This is a genomic window from Plantactinospora sp. CA-294935, from assembly GCF_050936445.1.
GTDB lineage: Bacteria > Actinomycetota > Actinomycetes > Mycobacteriales > Micromonosporaceae > Plantactinospora.
The window spans coordinates 751006-769480 of sequence record NZ_JBNJMU010000001.1 but is presented as its reverse complement, the minus strand read 5'-3'; the positions used below and the strand labels follow the sequence as shown (position 1 = coordinate 769480).

At 73.3% G+C, this 18475-nt stretch carries 20 protein-coding genes; 12 read left to right on the top strand and 8 right to left on the bottom strand.

What is annotated here, in order from left to right; translation table 11 throughout:
- Positions 1 to 44: 44 nt before the first annotated feature.
- Positions 45 to 836: a histidinol-phosphatase gene (gene hisN, locus ACQEVC_RS03475; protein WP_432873261.1), complete on the bottom strand. Its 792-nt coding sequence runs from the start codon at positions 834 to 836 to the stop codon at positions 45 to 47.
- 51 nt (positions 837 to 887) lie between these two features.
- Between hisN and ACQEVC_RS03470 the strand changes: the two genes are divergently transcribed.
- Both ACQEVC_RS03470 and ACQEVC_RS03465 read left to right on the top strand, forming a co-directional pair.
- Complete coding sequence (locus tag ACQEVC_RS03470; protein WP_432873258.1) at positions 888 to 1493, top strand: DUF2087 domain-containing protein; 606 nt, start codon at positions 888 to 890, stop codon at positions 1491 to 1493.
- Between the two features lie 75 nt (positions 1494 to 1568).
- The gene (locus ACQEVC_RS03465; protein WP_432873256.1) at positions 1569 to 1808 is read left to right on the top strand and encodes a hypothetical protein; all 240 of its coding nucleotides are present in this window, start codon (positions 1569 to 1571) and stop codon (positions 1806 to 1808) included.
- A gap of 66 nt (positions 1809 to 1874) precedes the next feature.
- Here the strand turns inward: ACQEVC_RS03465 and rsgA are convergent, their stop codons facing one another.
- Together rsgA and aroA are read right to left on the bottom strand one after the other, a co-directional pair.
- Positions 1875 to 2822, bottom strand: a complete 948-nt coding sequence (rsgA, locus tag ACQEVC_RS03460) for a ribosome small subunit-dependent GTPase A (protein ID WP_432873253.1) — start codon at positions 2820 to 2822, stop codon at positions 1875 to 1877.
- 171 nt (positions 2823 to 2993) lie between these two features.
- Positions 2994 to 4304, bottom strand: coding sequence for a 3-phosphoshikimate 1-carboxyvinyltransferase (gene aroA / locus ACQEVC_RS03455; protein ID WP_432873251.1), 1311 nt, complete (start codon positions 4302 to 4304; stop codon positions 2994 to 2996).
- 101 nt (positions 4305 to 4405) lie between these two features.
- Between aroA and ACQEVC_RS03450 the strand changes: the two genes are divergently transcribed.
- The 5 genes from ACQEVC_RS03450 to rsrA all read left to right on the top strand — a co-directional run bounded on the left by ACQEVC_RS03450 (position 4406) and on the right by rsrA (position 7902).
- Positions 4406 to 5128, top strand: coding sequence for an SOS response-associated peptidase (locus ACQEVC_RS03450; RefSeq protein ID WP_432873248.1), 723 nt, complete (start codon positions 4406 to 4408; stop codon positions 5126 to 5128).
- Between the two features lie 200 nt (positions 5129 to 5328).
- Positions 5329 to 5733, top strand: a complete 405-nt coding sequence (locus ACQEVC_RS03445) for a WhiB family transcriptional regulator (protein ID WP_346261683.1) — start codon at positions 5329 to 5331, stop codon at positions 5731 to 5733.
- 159 nt (positions 5734 to 5892) lie between these two features.
- Positions 5893 to 6507, top strand: coding sequence for an alpha/beta hydrolase family protein (locus ACQEVC_RS03440; RefSeq protein WP_432873244.1), 615 nt, complete (start codon positions 5893 to 5895; stop codon positions 6505 to 6507).
- A 227-nt stretch (positions 6508 to 6734) separates the two neighbouring features.
- The gene (locus ACQEVC_RS03435; RefSeq protein WP_432873243.1) at positions 6735 to 7613 is read left to right on the top strand and encodes a sigma-70 family RNA polymerase sigma factor; all 879 of its coding nucleotides are present in this window, start codon (positions 6735 to 6737) and stop codon (positions 7611 to 7613) included.
- A 4-nt stretch (positions 7614 to 7617) separates the two neighbouring features.
- Positions 7618 to 7902, top strand: a complete 285-nt coding sequence (gene rsrA / locus ACQEVC_RS03430) for a mycothiol system anti-sigma-R factor (RefSeq protein ID WP_318402708.1) — start codon at positions 7618 to 7620, stop codon at positions 7900 to 7902.
- Positions 7903 to 8131: 229 nt separating this feature from the next.
- Here the strand turns inward: rsrA and ACQEVC_RS03425 are convergent, their stop codons facing one another.
- A complete protein-coding gene (locus ACQEVC_RS03425) occupies positions 8132 to 8191 on the bottom strand; it encodes a 50S ribosomal protein bL37 (RefSeq protein ID WP_432890995.1) in 60 nt (19 codons plus the stop codon).
- A gap of 267 nt (positions 8192 to 8458) precedes the next feature.
- On the opposite strand from ACQEVC_RS03425, the gene ACQEVC_RS03420 reads away from it, so the two are divergent.
- A complete protein-coding gene (locus ACQEVC_RS03420) occupies positions 8459 to 8674 on the top strand; it encodes a biotin/lipoyl-binding carrier protein (RefSeq protein WP_432873241.1) in 216 nt (71 codons plus the stop codon).
- 180 nt (positions 8675 to 8854) lie between these two features.
- A complete protein-coding gene (locus ACQEVC_RS03415) occupies positions 8855 to 9391 on the top strand; it encodes a GNAT family N-acetyltransferase (protein WP_432873238.1) in 537 nt (178 codons plus the stop codon).
- Positions 9392 to 9407: 16 nt separating this feature from the next.
- Here the strand turns inward: ACQEVC_RS03415 and ACQEVC_RS03410 are convergent, their stop codons facing one another.
- Positions 9408 to 10031: a TetR/AcrR family transcriptional regulator gene (locus ACQEVC_RS03410; RefSeq protein WP_432873235.1), complete on the bottom strand. Its 624-nt coding sequence runs from the start codon at positions 10029 to 10031 to the stop codon at positions 9408 to 9410.
- Between the two features lie 116 nt (positions 10032 to 10147).
- Between ACQEVC_RS03410 and ACQEVC_RS03405 the strand changes: the two genes are divergently transcribed.
- The gene (locus tag ACQEVC_RS03405; RefSeq protein WP_432873232.1) at positions 10148 to 11728 is read left to right on the top strand and encodes an MDR family MFS transporter; all 1581 of its coding nucleotides are present in this window, start codon (positions 10148 to 10150) and stop codon (positions 11726 to 11728) included.
- 204 nt (positions 11729 to 11932) lie between these two features.
- Here ACQEVC_RS03405 and ACQEVC_RS03400 read toward each other — a convergent pair whose 3' ends face one another.
- Complete coding sequence (locus ACQEVC_RS03400; protein WP_432873229.1) at positions 11933 to 13774, bottom strand: tetratricopeptide repeat protein; 1842 nt, start codon at positions 13772 to 13774, stop codon at positions 11933 to 11935.
- Positions 13775 to 13962: 188 nt separating this feature from the next.
- On the opposite strand from ACQEVC_RS03400, the gene ACQEVC_RS03395 reads away from it, so the two are divergent.
- Together ACQEVC_RS03395 and ACQEVC_RS03390 are read left to right on the top strand one after the other, a co-directional pair.
- Positions 13963 to 14997, top strand: a complete 1035-nt coding sequence (locus ACQEVC_RS03395; protein WP_432890992.1) for an SIS domain-containing protein — start codon at positions 13963 to 13965, stop codon at positions 14995 to 14997.
- Between the two features lie 195 nt (positions 14998 to 15192).
- Positions 15193 to 16821 (top strand): histidine kinase N-terminal domain-containing protein, encoded by a 1629-nt coding sequence (locus tag ACQEVC_RS03390; protein ID WP_432873226.1) that lies wholly within the window; start codon positions 15193 to 15195, stop codon positions 16819 to 16821.
- Positions 16822 to 16831: 10 nt separating this feature from the next.
- Here ACQEVC_RS03390 and ACQEVC_RS03385 read toward each other — a convergent pair whose 3' ends face one another.
- Together ACQEVC_RS03385 and ACQEVC_RS03380 are read right to left on the bottom strand one after the other, a co-directional pair.
- Positions 16832 to 16987: a hypothetical protein gene (locus tag ACQEVC_RS03385; protein WP_432873224.1), complete on the bottom strand. Its 156-nt coding sequence runs from the start codon at positions 16985 to 16987 to the stop codon at positions 16832 to 16834.
- 72 nt (positions 16988 to 17059) lie between these two features.
- The gene (locus tag ACQEVC_RS03380) at positions 17060 to 18289 is read right to left on the bottom strand and encodes a glycosyltransferase family 39 protein (protein WP_432873221.1); all 1230 of its coding nucleotides are present in this window, start codon (positions 18287 to 18289) and stop codon (positions 17060 to 17062) included.
- Between the last annotated feature and the right edge of the window lie 186 nt (positions 18290 to 18475).

Below are 18475 nucleotides of genomic sequence, written 5' to 3'. Positions count from 1 at the left end.
CACCTGGCGAGGATAGAGGCTGCCGCGCCGCTTCGCTCGGCCGGCTAGCCGAGCCGGTCGAGCAGATCCTGGTGCAGTTTGCCGTTGCTGGCGATCGCGCTCCCGCCGCCCGGGCCGGGGCGTCCGGCCAGGTCGGTGAAGGTGCCGCCGGCCTCGGTCACGATCGGGATCAGCGCGGCCAGGTCCCACAGCGACAGCTCCGGCTCGACCATCGCGTCGACCGCCCCCTCGGCGACCAGCATGTAGCCGTAGAAGTCCCCGTACGCCCGACTCCGCCACACCGTCCGGACGATGTCGAGCATCGGGTCGAGCCGGCCGGTCTCCTCCCAGCCGTGCAGCGAGGAGTAGCAGAAGCTGGCGTCGGCGAGCCGGCCCACCCCGGAGACCCGGATCGGGGTGGCCGCGGCCTGGTGCTTGCCCGCGTACGCCCCGAGGCCGGTCGCCGCCCACCAGCGGCGCCCGAGGGCCGGTGCGGAGACCAGGCCGACGACTGGGACGTCGCCGTCCATCAGCGAGATCAGGGTGGCCCAGATCGGCACTCCCCGGACGAAGTTCTTGGTGCCGTCGATCGGGTCGATCACCCACTGCCGGGGGCCGGCTCCGGCGGGCGCGGCGGAGGCGCCGTACTCCTCGCCGAGCACGCCGTCCCGGGGCCGGGTGCGGGCCAGGGTGGCCCGGACGGCCCGCTCCACGGCGGTGTCGGCGTCGGTGACCGGCGTCAGATCCGGTTTCGCCTCCACGTGCAGATCCAGGGCCCGGAACCGGGCCATCGAGATCGAGTCGGCGGTGTCGGCGAGCATGTGCGCCAGGGACAGGTCGTCCGCGTACCGGGCCATGGCGGAAACCTACTCGATCCGGTCCAGCCGGGTGCGTTAGCATCCCGCGCCGTGGCCACCGAACCGATTTCCGACGCGTCCCCTGAAATGCTGATCGGCCTGCTGGCCGAGCCGGACCGGCTGGCCGCCTTCGCCGCCGTGGTGCTCGGCGCGGGCGAGGTGGCCGAGGTGGCGGAGCGGACCGGGCTACCCGCCCGGACCGTGCACGCCGCGCTGCGCCGGCTGGAATCCGGCGGCCTGGTCGAGACGGTGGACGGCCGGGCGGTCGCCCTGGTCGGAGCGTTCAAGGAGGCGGTACGCGCCCATCCGCCCGCCTCCGCCGAGCCCGACGCGGAGCTGGACCCGGACCGGGCCACCGCGACGGTGCTCCGGGCCTTCCTCCGGGACGGCCGGATCTCCCAGATGCCGGCCGCACACGGCAAGCGCCGGCTGCTGCTGGAACACGTCGTGACGACCTTCGAGCCGGGCGTGCGCTACTCCGAACGGGAGGTGAACGCCCTGCTCCGGGCCTGGCACGACGACTACGCCGCGCTGCGCCGCTATCTGGTCGACGAGGTGCTGCTGACCCGCCGGGACGGCGTCTACTGGCGCAGCGGCGGCCCGGTGGACCTCGACCCGGGCCCGACCGCGAGCGACCCCGACGGGATGCCCGGGTAGTAGCTGCCAAGGAATCTCATACCGCAGAAGCGGTCGGCGATACCTCGACCCGGGCTGGTCATCGGCGACCGGATCGTGCCGGCGGACCGGCGGCAGCTCGTCACCGTGGTGGCCCGGCAGGTGATGACCGCGCACTGGCCGCGCAGCATCGCCGGCTGCCGGCCGTGCGGGTTGCCGGACTGCGGGCGCCTCGTGCTCGCCGGCACCTGGCTTGAGGTCCACGACCGGGGGTGGGTGCCGGGGGCGGTGCGTGCGCTGCTGCCGTCGAGTCGGCCGACGGATGACGACCTGCGCCGGATCACCGGCATCGGCTGACGAGAGGACGAGCCTGGTTGTGCATCGGGTCGCGGACAGCGGGAAGAGACGAGGTGTGGTGACCGGCTATTCGACGTCGCCGGCCCGGGAGGCCAGCAGCCGGCGGTACGACGCCAGCCGGCGCGGGTCGGCGTTGCCGGCTGCCACCCAGGCGTCCAGCGCGCAGTCGGCCTCGTCCGGGGTGTGCTCGCAGTTCGGTGGGCACTCGACGGTCCCCTCGACCAGGTCGGGGAAGCCGTGCAGCAGGCTTTCGGCGGATACGTGCGCCAGCCCGAAGCTGCGGATCCCGGGGGTGTCGATGATCCAGCCGGGATGCACCCGCCGGTTGCCCCGCAGCGACGGCAGGCGCAGCGCGACCGCGCTGGTGGAGGTGTGCCGGCCCCGGCCGATCGCGCTGACCGTGCCGACCGCCCGGGCCGCCTCCGGGACCAGCCGGTTCACCAGCGTCGACTTGCCCACCCCGGAGTGCCCGACCATGACCGAGATCCGCTCGGCGAGCAGACCGCGCAGCTCGTCGAGGTCCGAGCCGGGTCCGACGAGTACGTGTCGCAGGTCCAGCTCCGTGTAGTAGCCGAGCACCTCCTCGGGCGGCGCCAGATCCGCCTTGGTCAGGCAGAGCAGCGGCTCGATGTCGGCGTCGTACGCCGCCACCAGGCAGCGGTCGATGAACCCGGTCCGCGGCGGCGGGTCGGCCAGCGAACTGACGATCACGAGCTGGTCGGCGTTGGCCACGACGACCCGTTCGAGCCGCCCCTCGGCGGTGGTCTCGTCGTCGTCGGCGGTGCGCCGCAGCACCGAGGTCCGCTCGGCGATCCGGACGATCCGGGCCAGTGCCCCGGTCGCGCCGGAGGTGTCCCCGACCAGTGCGACCCGGTCGCCGACGACCACCGACTTCCGGCCCAGTTCGCGGGCTCGCATCGCGGTGACCGTCCCGCCGTCGGTCCGGTCGCCGTGCCCGGCCCCCGGGTCGTCGCCGACCACGCAGGTGTAGCGGCCCCGGTCGACCGCGATCACGAAGCCGTCGACCGCGTCGGAGTGCCGGGGCCTGGTCCGGGTACGCGGGCGCGACGAACGTCCGGGTCGTACCCGTACGTCGTCCTCGTCGTACTCCCGCCGTTTGCCCGCCAGCTCCGCTCCCCGTCTCGTCTTGCGGCGGCGATCAGCGAGGGGACGGATCGGTCCCGGCTATCGGCGCCCGTCGCCGCCGGTCACCATCGTCGACCATAGTGCCGGGAACTCGGGCATGGTCTTGGAGGTACACGCCACATCGTCCAATTCGATGCCCGGCACGGCGAGCCCGATCACCGCCGCGGCGTGTGCCATCCGGTGATCGGCGTAGGTCCGGAAGGCGCCGCCGCGCAGCGGCCGGGGCCGGATCTCCAGCCCGTCGGCGGTGTCGGTGACGTCGGCACCGAGCCCGTTCAGCTCCCGGGCCAGCGCGGCCAGCCGGTCGGTTTCGTGGCCCCGGATGTGCGCCACGCCACGCAGCCGGGACGGCGAGTCGGCCAGTACGGCGAGCGCGGCGAGTACCGGCGTGAACTCGCTGACGTCGGAGAGGTCGGCGTCCAGCCCGCGGATCACCCCGGTGCCGCGTACGGTGAGGCCGTCGGTGCCCAGGATCACCTCGCCGCCCATCCGGGAGAGCAGTTCGCGCAGCGTGTCGACCGGTTGCAGACTGCTGCGCGGCCAGCCGAGCAGGGTCACCCCGCCCCCGGTGACCAGCGCGGCGGCGAAGAACGGTACCGCGCCGGAGAGGTCCGGCTCGATGTCCCAGCCGCGTCCGGAGAGCCGACCCGGCTCCACCGTCCAGACGTCCGGGGCGGCGTCGTCGACCGCGGCACCGGCGGCCCGGAGCATCTGCACGGTCATCCGCAGGTGTGGCGCGGACGGGACCGGTGGGCCGACGTGCCGGACCACGATCCCGTGCGTGAACCGGGCCCCGCCGAGCAGCAACCCGGAGACGAACTGGCTGGACGCCGAGGCGTCGATCACCACCTCGCCGCCGCGCACCTGACCGGCGCCCCGCACGGTCAGCGGCAGGCTGGCGCCCTCGGTGGTGTCGATGCGTACCCCGATGGAGCGGAGCGCCCCGACCAGCGGGCCGAGCGGGCGCAGCCGCGCGTGCGGGTCGCCGTCGAAGGTGACCGGCCCTTCGGCCAGCCCGGCGACCGGCGGGACGAACCGCATGACCGTGCCGGAGAGGCCGACGTCGACGTGTGCCGGGCCCTGGAGCGGGTGGGGCCGGACCAGCCACCGCTCGTCATCCACGGTGGAAACGTGCGCGCCCATCGCGCGCAGCCCGCCGGCCATCAGCTCGGTGTCCCGGGCCCGCAGCGGGTGACGCAGCGTGGAGGGGCCGTCGGCCACCGCGCTGAGCACCAGCGCCCGGGCCGTCAACGACTTGGAGCCGGGCAGCCGCAGCGTCGAGGCGACCGGGTCGGTCGCGGTCGGCGCGGTCCAGGGCTCGAGCGGGCGGACCGCCGTCAGGTTCGGCACCGGTACATTCTGCCCTGCCAGCGGGCGTACCGGATCGGAGCCTCGGCCCCTCCCGCCTGACGGGACGGCCGGCCGGCGCCGGAGGCGCTAGCGTGGCCACCATGTGCGGCAGGTACGCGACCACCCGCAGTGCGGCCGATCTGAGCGCGCTCTTCGAGGCGTTCGACGAGACCGGTGGCCGGCTCGCGGCCGACTACAACGTCGCGCCGACCGATCCGGTGCCGATCGTACGCGTCTGTCCGGATTCGGGCGGTCCACTGCTCTCCGTGGCCCGTTGGGGTCTGCTGCCGCACTGGGCCAAGGACACCCGCGGTGCCGCCCGCATGATCAACGCCCGGGCCGAGACGGTCGCCACCACCCGGGCGTACGCGCACGCCTTCGCCCGGCGCCGCTGCCTCGTCCCGGCCGACGGCTGGTACGAGTGGGTCCGCCAGGACGGCGGCAAGCAGGCGTACTTCATGACTCCGCGCGACGGCGGGGTGCTCGCCTTCGCCGGCCTCTGGTCGGTCTGGCACGGTGCCGGTGACCCGCTGCTCACCTCCAGCGTGGTCACCACGGCGGCGCTCGGCGAACTGGCCCTGGTGCACGACCGGATGCCGCTGCTGCTGCCCCGGCAGCGCTGGTCCGACTGGCTCGACGGCGACGACGACCCGGCCCTGCTGCTCACGCCGCCGGACGAGAAATCGCTGGCCGCGATCGAGATCCGGCCGGTGGGCAGGGGTGTCGGAGACGTCCGTAACGACGGTCCGGAACTCGTCGCCCGGGTCACCGCCGCGCCGCTGCGGGCGTTACCAGAAGAGCCCGTCGCATCGACACTGTTCTGACTTCGGAACCGGGTATTTGCCTGCACCGATTTGCCACCGTTCGGGGTGGATCGTCGCCGCGAGTTTTCCACACCTTTGCTGAGAGCCCTTGTCACGCATAGTGGTGGTGCGATAGAACACAGCGCCGGCAGTGGGTGTCGGCTCGCACCGGGCGAGCGGCACTCATCGATCTTCGTCGGTCCCACGGGGGAGGTGGGTGAATGACACGGGCGCGGATGCCACGCCCGCACGAGGTTGCTGCAGCGCGTCGAGACCCGAGGTTGCTTCGGGCACTCAGCGAGCGGCGCCTGGACGATGCCTGGCGCACCCGGGGGGTGTGCCAGAGCGTGGACCCGGAGACATTTTTCCCGGCACCCAGCGAGCCGGCCGACTCGGCCGTCGCGCTGTGCCGGACCTGTGACGTGCAGGGACCCTGCCTCGCCTGGGCGCTTGAGGTGGGTGACTGCCACGGGGTATGGGGAGCGACCACGCCGCGTGAACGCCGGGCGATGCTGGTCGCCTGGCGAGACCAGGTGGAGCGTGACCCGGACGCGGTCGTCGACGCCGGGCCACCGGTCCGGGACCGCCTGCTGACCCTCGTACCGCTCAGTTCCAGCCGCCGCTGACCCGTCCACCGCCGGCCACCGACCGGGCAGCACCGGTCGTCGGCCGGTCAGGTCGTGCCGGACCGGGTCGACACCGTCGGCCGGGCGCGGGTGGTGGCGCCCGACCGGCTACCGGCGGTGACACCGGGCGCCCCGGCCGGGGTGCCATACAGTGGCGCCGTGCGGCGCGGAGACGAGATCGGCACTCCACGAGGTCCGGCCCGGGTGGACGTCGACCTGCCACGGCCCGAGCCGACCACCCTGCTGGTGCTCGGGCACGGCGCGGGCGGCAGCGTGGACGCACCGGACCTGGTCGCGCTCCGGGACGCGGCGGCCGGGGCCGGGGTCGCGGTGGCCAGGGTGACCCAGCCGTACCGGGTCGCCGGGCGGCGGGCACCGGCCCCCGCCGGCCAGCTCGACGAGGCCTGGGTGGCGGTCGTCACCGAGCTGCTGGGCCGGTACCGCTCGACATCCACCCTGGTCGTCGGCGGCCGGTCCAGCGGCGCCCGGGTCGCCTGCCGTACCGCCGGCGTGCTCGGCGCGTCCGGGGTCGTCGCGCTCGCCTTTCCGCTCCATCCGCCCGGCCGGCCGGAGCGGTCCCGGGCGGCGGAGCTGCGTACCGGGCTGCCGACCCTGGTGCTGAACGGCGATCGGGACCCGTTCGGCGTACCGGCCGCGGAGCCGGGCGTCCGGGTGGAGGTACGGCCGGGCGAACGGCACGACCTGCGCGTCGACCCGGCGGGAACGGCCGAGCTGGTGCTCGGCTGGCTGCGCGAGCGCGGCTGGGCGGGCTGAGGCGGTGGCCGGCCGGCCGTTTCTGTCCTGCCGGCGTGATCGTTGCTCCAACTGATGCCGGACACCGCCTGCGATTCTGCGAATCGGACGTGGCGCCCGGTTTCATCCTCCCAGGCCCTTCCTGGTCCCAGCCGTGGGAAGTCCGAACGGATTGGCCACGGCCGGGGCCAGGGATGGGCGGTGGACGGAATGCCTCGCCCGGTACGGCGGTTACAACTCCCGGAAGCATGTGGAGCCACAAGGGGGTTTGCCCGGTGTCGACCGAGACACGGAGCCTGGAGCACGACCGCGAGGCGCGGTGGCCCGACCGGAGGCGGAGCGGTCCTCCCTCCCGGTCGTCGGGTGACCGGCCCGGGGTGGGTATCGCCACCGCCCGAACCGAGTCGCCGGGCCGCGCTTTCCGCGTATCCTCGGCGGGACAGCCGAATAACGCTGCGGTGGTGGGGAAGAAGGTCACCGCGCCGGTTCGGTACCGAGGCGAGGGAGACGGCCGGTTGACAGCGGAGAAGACGGACGAGCGTAGGGCCCGGTTCGAACGTGACGCGCTGCCCTTCGTCGACCAGTTGTACGCCGCCGGCCTGCGGATGACCCGCAACCCCGCCGACGCGGAGGATCTGGTCCAGGAGACCTTCCTGAAGGCGTTCGCCGCGTTCCACCAGTTCGAAGAGGGTACGAACCTCAAGGCGTGGCTCTACCGGATCCTGACCAACACCTACATCAACTCCTACCGTCGGCGGCAGCGGCAACCCGTGCAGGCGCCGACCGAGGAGATCACTGACTGGCAGCTCGCCGAGGCGGAGTCGCACACCTCCAGCGGGCTGCGCTCGGCCGAGACCGAGGCGCTGGACCGGCTTCCGGACAGCGACGTGAAAGAGGCGTTGCAGCAGCTCCCGGAGGAGTTCCGGCTCGCCGTCTACCTCACCGACGTCGAGGGGTTCTCCTACAAGGAGGTCGCCGACATCATGGGGACGCCGATCGGCACCGTGATGTCCCGGCTGCACCGTGGCCGGCGGAACCTACGGAAGCTGCTTGAGCGCTACGCTGCCGACCGGGGCTTCTCGTCCGCCCCGTCGACCAGGTCCGCTGCGGCTGGCCGGGAGGTGTGAGCGAATGAGTTGCGGTGAACCGCACGAGACGGACTGCCGTGAGGTCCTCACCGAGGTATACCTCTACCTCGACCTGGAGTGCGCGGACGAGCGGCGCAACCTGATCCGGGACCATCTCGACGAGTGCTCGCCCTGCCTGCGCGAGTACGGCATCGAGCAGGAGGTCAAGGCGCTGGTCGCGCGCTGCTGCGGCAACGAGACCGCGCCGGCCGACCTCCGGGAGCGGCTGCGGGTCCGCCTGGCCGAGCTGGTCTTCGAGACCGACTCCCGGGAATATCTCGCCGACTGAACCTTCCCCACCTGAACCGCGCGGCGCTCACGCACCGCGTCCGTCCGACCCTGCGGTCCGCCGGACCGGCCGGACCGCCGGGGAGGTCGAGGAAGGTTGACCGGGTGGGCGATCCGTCGGTACACCGCCGTTGTGGCGGATCGCCGGGCGGGCCGGGATGTGGCGAGCGCTCTGTCGCGATCGCCGACGGTCCCGTGCCCCGCCCGGCCGCCCAGGCTCGGCGCCGAGCTCAGGAGTTGGGGCGCTTGCCGTGGTTGGCGGCGCTCTTCTTCCGTGACTTCTTCGCCATGCTGACCTCCGTCCGTTTCCGTGGGCGGCGCCGACCAGCGTCGTCGACCGCCCGTTTCCGCTCGCGCCGGGCAATCCTCCCATGGGCGCCGTGCGGCCCCGCCGAGGCGGTGTGCCCGCCCGTCCGGGAACGCACGCCGTTTCGGTAGCGCCCGCCCCCGGGTGCTCGGCGAACCCGGCCGGCGACGGACCGCCGCCGTGCCTGCCACGGCGGTCATCGCATGATTGGATACCGTCGCAGGGCAACAGTCACGACAAGGGGGAACCCATGGCCGAGGAGATCCGCGCCGAGATGGTGGCGAACGTCTGGAAGGTCGTGGCCGTGGCCGGTGACACGGTGTCCGAGGGCGACACGCTGGTGATCCTCGAGTCCATGAAGATGGAGATCCCGGTGGTGGCCGAGTCGGACGGGGTGCTCCGGCAACTCGCCGTGCACGAGGGCGACGTCGTACAGGACGGCGACCTGATCGCCGTGATCGAATGAGCCTTCTTCAACCTCCCCTTGCGGTCCGTCGTGGCCGCAGGGAGAAGTCGGGGCGCATGCGCCGCGCGGTTCAGGTCGAGAAAGGTTCAATGACCGGCCGCGCCGGGCAGGTCGTTCGGCGGGACCTGTCCGGGGCAGTGACCCGGGCGACGGCATGACCCGACGGAGCGAGGGAGCGGGATGACCGACCTGGTGGTCCGGATCGCCGAGCCGGCCGACTTCGACGCGATCGCCCGGCTCACCGTGGCGGCGTACCGGGCGGACGGGCAACTCGAGGGCGAGCACGGGTACGAGCAGGTGCTCGCCGACGTACCGGCCCGGGCCGGTGCCGGTGAACTGCTGGTCGCCGCCGACGAGGCCACCGGTGAACTGCTCGGTGCCGTGCTGTTCGTGCTGCCCGGCTCGGCGTACGCCGAGCTGTCCGGGCCCGACGAGGCGGAGTTCCGGATGCTGGCGGTGGACCCGGGGGCGCAGGGCCGGGGTGCCGGCAAGGCGCTGGTCCGGGCCTGCCTGGACCGGGCGAGATCGCTCGGCTGTGCCCGGGTGGTGATCTGCACCCGCAGCTTCTCCACCCCGGCGCACCGGCTCTACGCGGGGTTCGGTTTCGTCCGTACGCCGGACCGGGACTGGTCGCCCGCTCCCGGCGTGGACCTGCTCGCGCTCCGCCTCGACCTGACCCCCGCGCCGACCGTGCTGTCGGAGCCGAGTCGGGGCTGAGACCCGGAGCCGGAGGTTAGCCGGCTGCGGCGGCCGGGGTGCTGTCCGTCCCGGGTTCGGGCTCGTCGTTGCCGGTCGGGTCCTCGCCGATCCGGTCGAGCAGCTCGTTGGCGATCTCCAGCGCGAGTTCCTGCCGTTCGGTGCTGCTGATCTCGCCGCGCAGCGCGAAGAGACTGCCGTGTACGGAGAAGAGCGCCAGCGTCGCCCGGAGCTGTCCGGCCGGCGACGGGTCGGCCCGGGAGAGCAGCTCGGCGATCCGCAGCATCCGGTCCCGCAGCATCTGGCCGGCGGGATGGTGCTTGACCACCGTCCGGTTCTGCTCGAAGAACTGCATCACGTTGCGACCGTCGTCGCCGAAGAACTCCTCGCAGTAGCGGCGCAGCGTCGTCCGCCGGCCGACCGCGTCGACCGGCTGCTCCGCAGCCCACTCGATCAGCCGGTCCAGCCGCTCGACTCGGTCGGACACGAAGCTGTCGACGATGTCGTCCTTGCTCTTGAAGTGGTAGTAGAGGGCCGCCTTGGTGACGCCCAGCCGTTCGGCGATCTCTCGTAGCGAGGTCTTCTCGTAGCCCTGCTCGGTGAAGAGTTCCAGGGCCACGGCCTGGATCCGGGACCGCGTGTCTCCTGTGCTGCCGGTCACCCGGACCACCTCTCGTAATTGCTTGACGGGAACCCGGCGCCCAGCTTACCGTGCGGCAGGTAGAATCACTAGCCGGTCGGCAAGTAAGCGGTTGCACTCAGGGGGAGAGCCTAGCGATGACCACGATGGCGGATGCGCCGCAACGACCAGTCAACATCAGAGTCGTCCTCGGCGGCCTGATGATCGCGATGATGCTCGCGATGCTCGACAACATGATCGTCAGCACCGCGCTGCCGAGAATCGTCGGCGAGTTCGGCGGACTCAACCACTTCACCTGGGTGGTCACGGCCTACGTGCTCGGGTCGACCGTCTCCACCCCGATCTGGGGCAAGCTCGGCGACCTGTACGGCCGCAAGACCGTCTTTCTCAGCTCGATCGTGCTGTTCCTGTTCGGGTCGGCGCTCTGCGGGATGGCCGGGTCGGCGATGCTCGGCGGCCCCGGCGACGGGATGATGGAGCTGATCGCCTTCCGCGCGGTGCAGGGACTCGGCGCGGGCGGCCTGATGGTCGGCGTGATGGCGATCATCGGCGACCTGGTCCCGCCCCGGGAGCGGGGCCGCTACCAGGGCATGATCGCCGGCATCATGGCCATCGCCATGGTGGCCGGTCCGCTGGTCGGCGGCTTCATCACCGACCATCTCTCCTGGCGGTGGGCGTTCTACGTCAACCTGCCGCTCGGCGGCGTGGCGCTGATCCTGCTGGCCACCCGGATGCACCTGCCGAAGTACCGTACCGAGCACCGGATCGACTGGCTCGGCGCCGCGCTGCTCTCGGTCGGCATCACCGCGATCGTGCTGGTCACCACCTGGGGCGGCACCGAGTACGACTGGATCTCCGGCCAGATCCTCGGCCTGGCCGCCGTCGCCGTGCTCTCGCTGATCGCCTTCGCCGTGGTCGAGCGGCGGGTGCCGGAGCCGATCCTGCCGCTGAGCCTCTTCGCCAACCGCAACTTCGCGGTGATCTCGGTGATCGGCTTCCTGCTCGGCTTCGCGATGTTCGGCTCGATGAACTTCCTGCCGCTGTTCCAGCAGACCGTGCAGGGCGCCTCCGCGACCAACAGCGGGCTGCTGCTGCTGCCGCTGATGTTCGGCATGTTGGTGGTGTCGATCGTGGTCGGCCGGGCGATCACCAGGACCGGCCGCTACCGGGCCTTCCCGATCGTCGGCGGGATCGTGATGACTGCCGGGATGGCGCTGCTGGCCATGCTCGACGTCGACACCGGCAAGCTGGAGTCCTCGCTCTACATGATCGTGCTCGGTGTCGGGATGGGCTTCCTGATGCAGACTTCGATGCTGATCGCGCAGAACAGCGTGGAGCAGAAGGACCTCGGTGCGGCGAGCGGTGCGGCCACCTTCTTCCGGTCGATCGGCGGCTCGTTCGGGATCTCGCTGTTCGGGGCGGTCTTCGCCAACCGGCTGGCCGACTCGCCCGCCGGGCCGATGATGGCCGGCGGCGAGGGCGCCGGAGTCGACCCGGCCGCGTTGCGGGCGCTGCCGCCGGAGCAGCAGCACGTGGTGCTCAGCGGTCTCGCCGACGCGATCGGGGTGGTCTTCGTCTGGGCGGTACCGTTCGCGCTGGCCGTGGCCGTGCTGGCCTGGTTCGTCAAGGAGATCCCGCTGCGTGGCGGCCCCGCCTCCACGGCCGACACTCCCGAGGAGCAGGCGGAGATCGCCCTGGCCAGCCCACCCGTACGCTGACCCCCGCCGCGGCGCCGCCCCTGTCGACAGGGGCGGCACCGCCCCTGTCGCCCAGACCCGACCCGCCCTGCGGAACTCGGGCCCCGGCGGCCGGCCGTGCGGAGTTGAGCCGTGGGGCGCGGCCGGTCGTGCGGAGTTGAGGCGTGGGGACCCGACCGGCCGTGCGGAGTTGAGCCGTGGAGACCGGACCGGCCGTGCGGAGTTTCAGCCGTGCCGGGTGAACCGCCGCCACATCCGGTCCAGCAGCCGGCCGAAGCGGCGCTGTCGGGGCGCCACCGCAGTACCGTCCCGGCCGAGCAGCAGCCGGGCGGTGTCGACCGCGGTCGGCTCGGCGGCCGGGGTGGCCAGCACGAGCTGGGCCAGCGAACGCAGCACGGTGACCGGCCGCCGCTGTGCCACCTCGACCGCGTCACCGAACCGGCCAGCGATCACCCGGGCCACCTCGGTACGCACCGACGGGTCCACCCAGGCGGCGGTGACCAGGGCGAACAGCGCCGCCTCGGTGACCCAGTCCTCGACGCCCCAGATCAGGTCGAGCAGTACTCTGCGCCGGGTCGAGTCCGGCCACGGCTCGTCGGTGCGGTGGTGCAGCAGTCCGAGGCAGACCCAGACCTGAACACAGCGCACCCAGAGGGTCGGGTCGTGCCGGCTCAGCGTGCGGCCCAGTTCGGTCGGTGGCGGTGCCGGCGGATGGGCCAGCAGGCCGAGCAGGTCGTCGAGTTCGAGCGTGGCGAGCCCGACCGCCGCGTCGTAGGCGGCCGGCGGATGCGGCCAGGCGGGATGGGCCAACTGCTGGATCCGGCGTACCGCCGCGTCGGTCGGCGCCGGCACGGCCGGTACGGCGGTGATGCCGGCGTACCGCCAGAGCTGGTGCCCGACCGGGCGGCGTGGTTCGCGCAGATCCGGCTCCGGGGTGGCGGCGACGGTGACGACCAGGGCCGGGGCCGCCCCGTGCAGCGTACGCATCGCGCTCGGCGGCTCCAGCCCGTCCAGCGGTAGCCGGGCGCCGTCGACCGGATCGCCGGTGGCCAGCCGCTGCCGCAGCGCCACCGCCACCGCCTCGGTGGCCGGCGGGACCCGACCCAGCCACGGCTGGTTCTGGCAGCACTCGGCGAGGTCGCTGTGCTCGTGCGAGTCGTCCGGATGGTCACGCTGGAAGTCGGCCAGCGCCACCAGGTGGCCGAGGTCGCCGTCCTGGCGGTAGCGCAGCCGGTGACCGGTGTGCACCGCGCAGTCGAAGGACGGGTCCCGGGCCAGCGCCCGGTCGATCCAGCCCAGCGCCTCGTCGAGCCGGCCGTGGTCGGCGAGGGTGCCGGCGATGTCGGCGTACACCGAGAGGTCGTCGGGGTCGTGGTCCACGGCCCGGCGCAGCGCGGCGAGCGCCTCGGCGGTCCGCCCGGCGCTGCGGTAGGCGTAGCCGAGCCACACCTCGGAGAGCTTCGACGGCAGCTCCCGGGCTCCCTGGCCGGCCCATTCGACGGCCTGGCCGACCGCGCCGACCCGGCGGGCCAGCGCGGACGCCGCGCCGAGCAGCAGGCCGTGCCGGGGATGTGCCGCCACGGCGTGCCGGGCCAGCCGCAGGTAGGGCCAGAGCGGTTCGCGGGCGGTCTCCGGCACCGGGTCGGAGATGCCGGCGCAGACCTGCATCAGCACCCGGGCGATCCGGTCCGGATCGAGCAGGCCGGGGAGTTCGGGGGCGCTCACCCAGGGCACGCCGGCCCAGTCGGCCGAGGGGACGTGACCGGTGGCGGCGGCGAGCAGTTCCAGCCCGTCGCCGGGGCGCCCGGCGGCGGCGAGCAGGTGCGCGCGGGCCACCACGGTACCGATGAACGGGTGCTGGTCGAGCGGGAAGAGCTCGACTCCGCCACCGGACCGGGCGGCGAGCTGTGCGAGCGCCTCGTGCACCTCGGGCATGGTCGGGGCGTACGCGATCGCTCCGGCCAGATGACCGGCGGCGTGCGTGAGGTCGCCCTCGTCCAGCGCCAGCCGGGCCAGCGCGAGTTCTCCCTCGGCCGAGAGCCGGGGGTCGTCCGTTCCCTCGGGCACCGAGTCGACCCTTCGTACGTGGAATTTCCCCTGGGTTGGGGAGCCTAGGGCATGGCGACGGCGGTTGGTGATCTACTGCGCAAAGCTGATCGTTAGATTGCTCTGAAGCGTCCAATCGTGCAAAGCTGAGCATGTAACGCGCGGGAAACGCGCATGAGGAGGTCATCGTGGCGCAACCGGGAGCCGGCATGGCGGCGGACATCGCCGAGCAGCCGGAAGGCTTCGCGCGACTGCTGGAACCGGCCTCGACGGCCGCGATCGCGCAGGTGGCGGCCGTGATCGCGGAACGCCGGCCGAAGCACGTGGTGTTCACCGCACGCGGCACCTCGGACCACGCGGCGCTGTACGCCGCGTACCTGACCGAGATCCGGCTCGGGCTTCCCGCCGGGCTCGCCTCGCCGAGCACCATCACCGTCTTCGGCGCCCGGCCCGACCTGTCCGAGGCGCTGGTCGTCGGGGTGAGCCAGAGCGGCGGGTCACCCGACCTGACCGAGGTGCTGCGGGTGGCCCGGGAGTCCGGCGCGCTGACCCTGGCGGTGACCAACGCGCCGGACTCCCCGCTGACCGGCGCGGCCGAACTCGCGATCGACGTGGCCGCCGGGCACGAACGGGCGGTCGCCGCGACCAAGACGTACACCGCCGAACTGCTCGCCCTGCTGCTGCTGGTCGAGGGGATCCGGGCCGGCGACGGGGCGGTGCCCGCCGAGGAACGGGCCGGGCTGGAGGCGCTGCCGGAGCTGGCCGCGCGTACCCTCGCCGACCCGGTGCCGGGGCAGCTCGCCGCCCGCTACCGCTTCGCGGACCGGATGGTCACCACCGGCCGGGGGTACGCGTACCCGACCGCCCGGGAGGCGGCGCTGAAGCTGATGGAGACCTCCTACCTGCCGGCGCTCGCCTTCTCCGGTGCCGACCTGCTGCACGGCCCGCTGGCGATGACCGATCCGGACGTACCGGTGCTGGCCGTCGTCGGTGCCGGGCCCGGCGGCACCGCCATGCGCGAGGTGGTCGCCAAGGTCGGTGAACGCGGCGCGGACCTGGTCGTGGTCGGGCCGGCCGGCGTCGCCGGGGCCGCCGCCCAGCTATCCGTGCCGGAGGTCGACGAGCGGTACGCCCCGCTGCTGGACATCCTGCCGGTGCAGCGGCTCGCCCTCGCCCTGGCCCTCGCCCGGGGCGAGGACCCCGACGCCCCGCGCGGACTACACAAGGTGACCGCGACGCTCTGACTCCGCTCCGCGACCGGGCTGCGGCTGGCTCGTTCCCGGTCGGTGTCGCGGCTGGCCCGTTCCCGGCCGGTGTCGCCGCTGGCCCGGGAGCGGTCCGGGCTGCGCCTGCCGCCGGAGAGCGGACCGGGCGTGCCCGCCGGGGCAAGCATCCGGTGGTGATACCCGCGCCGGGCGTGGTCGTGGCAGGCTTGCCCCGTGTCCACGCTGCGCGATCTCGCCGAGGAGCACACCGGCCTGCGACCGGTCGACATCGACCACCTGCACCGGGTGGCCGGCGACTGGCAACTCCTCTCCGACCTGTCCTTCGCCGACCTGCTGCTCTGGGTACCGGTCAGCGACACCGACGGGTTCGTCTGCGTCGCCCAGGTGCGCCCGACGACCGCGCCGACCGCGTACCAGGACGACCAGGTGGGGCGGATCGTCGGCGGTCCCGAGGTGGCGCACCTGGCCATCGCGTACACCCAGGGGCGGATCTGGCGGGAGGGCGACCCGGTCTGGTACGGCGACACCCCGGCCCGGCACGAGGCGATCCCGGTCCGGCTGCGCTCCGGTGACGGCGAGTCGGGCGAGGTGATCGCCGTGGTGGGCCGGGACACCAACCTCTCCACCGCGCGCACCCCGAGCCAGCTCGAACTGAACTACCTGACCACCGCCGACGACCTGGCCCAGATGCTCTCCGACGGCACGTTCCCACCGGTACGCCACCCCGGCGAGACCACCACGGCACCCCGGGTCGGCGACGGGCTGGTCCGGCTGGACGCCAACGGCAAGGTCACCTACGCGAGCCCGAACGCGCAGTCCGCGTACCGGCGGCTCGGGTTCGCCTCGCACCTGGTCGGCGAGGACCTGGCGGCGCTGAACGGCCGGCTTGCCGCCGATCCGCTGGAGGGCACCGAGGCGGCCAACCGGGTGCTCGCCGCGCTGCGCGGGGAGGCGCCGCCGCGCCGGGAGATCGAGGCCCGGGGCGCGACCGTGCTGACCCGGGCCCTGCCGCTGATGCCCGCCGGGGTGCCGATCGGCGCGCTGGTGCTGGTCCGGGACATGACCGAGGTACGCCGCCGGGACCGCGCCCTGATCACCAAGGATGCCACCATCCGGGAGATCCACCACCGGGTGAAGAACAACCTCCAGACCGTCGCCGCGCTGCTCCGGCTCCAGGCCCGCCGGGTCGGCATCCCGGCCGCCCGGGCCGCGCTGGAGGAGTCGGTACGCCGGGTCGCCTCGATCGCCCTGGTGCACGAGACCCTCTCGATGTCCAGCGACGAGGCGGTCGAGTTCGACGGCATCGTGGACCGGGTGGCGGCGGCCGCCGCCGAGGTGGCCGCGACCGAGGTCCCGGTACGGGTACGCCGGCAGGGCAGCTTCGGCGTGCTGCCGGCGGAGATCGCCACCTCGCTGGTGATCGTGCTGAACGAGCTGCTGCTCAACGCGGTCGAACACGCCTTCCCGGAACCGGGCGAGATCGCGGTGCTGCCGCTGCCCACCGCCCCGGACGCTGCCCCGGAGGGGGCCGCTCCGACCGCTGCCCTGGACGGGTCCGCGCCGGCGGGGCAGCCGCCGGCGGCCGCTCAGGAGAAGGCGGATCGGCCGGTCGAGCCGGCCGAGGTGGTCGTCTCGGCGCACCGGTTCCGCAAACAACTGCACGTCACGGTCGCCGACAACGGCCAGGGCCTGCCGGAGGACTTCGACGCCGACCAGGGCAGCCGGCTCGGCCTCCAGATCGTCCGCGCGCTGGCCACCGGGGAGCTGCGCGGCACCATCGAGCTGCGCAACCGGGCCGGTGCCGGCACCGAAGCGCTGCTGGTGGTCCCGCTGGCCCGGTGACGGACACGGGTCACGGCTGGCAGGGACACTCGCAGCGCCAGTTCCGGAGCGCGGCGGCCGGATGCCGCGTCGGGTCGTCCTCGATGCAGTTGTGCTCCTGGTCCCCTGCGGCCAGCGCGGTGGCACACCGGACGCACAGGTAGAACGGCACGGAAACGTTGGTCACGCTGGCGTCGGGGTGTACGTCCGGGATCGCTGAGCAGAAGGCGGCCCAGTCCGAGATTGCGGGCCAAGATGCTCAGCGGGAGGTCAAAGGGCGGGACAGCAGAGCCACGGTGAGACCCGGCACCGTCCAGCTCCGGTCGAGCCGAAAACTGCTCCGGAGCGGCTCCGTACGGCTCGCGGGCACACCGGCCATTGGATCGCTGTGTTCCCCCCACAGCAGCAGCCAGAGTCGGGCGACCGAGGCCAGGCACTCCGCCGGCCGAGCGCACTCGGTGGCCCAGAAGTCGGCGCGGTGTTCCTGGGCCTGGGCCAGTAGGACGTCCCGGGGGCGGTCAGTCCGCAGGTAGTACGTGGTGGCCAGGTCGAGGAACGCCCAGCCGTCCCGAGGGGCGTAGACGATGCCGTCGCCCGGCTGCTGGTGCATGGCGATGATGCGTACCGCTGCCGGGTAGTCGACCGGGGCACTGCGCGGCCACTCGTGGGTGCGCCGTAGCGCCGCCTGCTCGGGTACGCCGAGCAGGCCGGTGACCAGCACGATCGCCAGCGCGGCGGCGAGCCGGAGCGGGGCCAGGGTCGCGGCGGCCAGCAGGGCGCCGAACGGCACCACGAAGAGCAGATAGCGCGGTACGAACAGCGGGGTGACCTGCCCGGCGACGAAGAGCAGCAGCGCTGGCAGCAGCACGGCCAGCCCGAGCAGGATGCCCCGGCGGCCCCGGGTGGCGACCCCGACGGCGGCCAGCCCGACCAGCAGTCCGCCGACCACACCCGCCTGGACCACACCGCCGGGCAACCCGAGCAGGTCGCCCACCCCGGGCCGGCCCACCCAGTCGAGCTGCCGACCCTGCTGGCTCCGGCCGAGTACGGCCAGCGGCACCAGCACCAGTCCGGCCACGGCCACGGCGACCAGCCACGGCAGCCGTACCCGATCGCGGCGCCCGAGCAGGACGGCGAAGGCGTGCCCCGCGACCAGGCTGACCGCGAACAGGTTGGCCAGGCCCAGCCCGGCGACCGCAGCCGCGTAGCCGGCCCAGCGCGGCCACGCCGACCGGTCCAGCGCCCGGCACAGCAGCAGGGTGGCCAGCACCGCGAGCAGCGTCGCCAGGGCGTACGGGCGGGCCTCCTGGCCGTACCGGGAGGTGCTCGGCAGTATCGCGAAGAGCAGTCCGGCGAGCAGCCCGGCCCGGCGGCCGAACAGCCGCGCGCCCAGCACGGTGGTCAGCGCGGCGGCTCCGGCCATGGCGAGCGCGGACGGCAGCCGCAGGGCGACGACGGAGTCTCCGGCCACCGCCAGCCAGCCGTGCATCAGCAGGTAGTACGGGCCGTTGACCGCGTCGATCGTGCCGACCAGCCGGAGCAGGTCGGGCAGCGGCCGGGAGGCGGCGCTCCAGGTCGCCAGCTCGTCGCGCCAGAGCGGGGCGCGGTCGAGCTGGACGGCGGTGACGAGCAGGGTGGCCAGGCCGGGCCAGAGCCAGATCGCCCGGCGGAACCG

Coding starts and splice junctions, on each gene's coding strand:
- ACQEVC_RS03405 (WP_432873232.1), top strand. CDS start 10,148: ATGACCACGATGGCGGATGCGCCGCAACGACCAGTCAACATCAGAGTC.
- ACQEVC_RS03395 (WP_432890992.1), top strand. CDS start 13,963: ATGGCGGCGGACATCGCCGAGCAGCCGGAAGGCTTCGCGCGACTGCTG.
- ACQEVC_RS03415 (WP_432873238.1), top strand. CDS start 8,855: ATGACCGACCTGGTGGTCCGGATCGCCGAGCCGGCCGACTTCGACGCG.
- hisN (WP_432873261.1), bottom strand. CDS start 836: ATGGCCCGGTACGCGGACGACCTGTCCCTGGCGCACATGCTCGCCGAC.
- ACQEVC_RS03445 (WP_346261683.1), top strand. CDS start 5,329: ATGACACGGGCGCGGATGCCACGCCCGCACGAGGTTGCTGCAGCGCGT.
- ACQEVC_RS03420 (WP_432873241.1), top strand. CDS start 8,459: ATGGCCGAGGAGATCCGCGCCGAGATGGTGGCGAACGTCTGGAAGGTC.
- ACQEVC_RS03435 (WP_432873243.1), top strand. CDS start 6,735: ATGTGGAGCCACAAGGGGGTTTGCCCGGTGTCGACCGAGACACGGAGC.
- ACQEVC_RS03450 (WP_432873248.1), top strand. CDS start 4,406: ATGTGCGGCAGGTACGCGACCACCCGCAGTGCGGCCGATCTGAGCGCG.
- ACQEVC_RS03380 (WP_432873221.1), bottom strand. CDS start 18,289: ATGCACGGCTGGCTGGCGGTGGCCGGAGACTCCGTCGTCGCCCTGCGG.
- rsrA (WP_318402708.1), top strand. CDS start 7,618: ATGAGTTGCGGTGAACCGCACGAGACGGACTGCCGTGAGGTCCTCACC.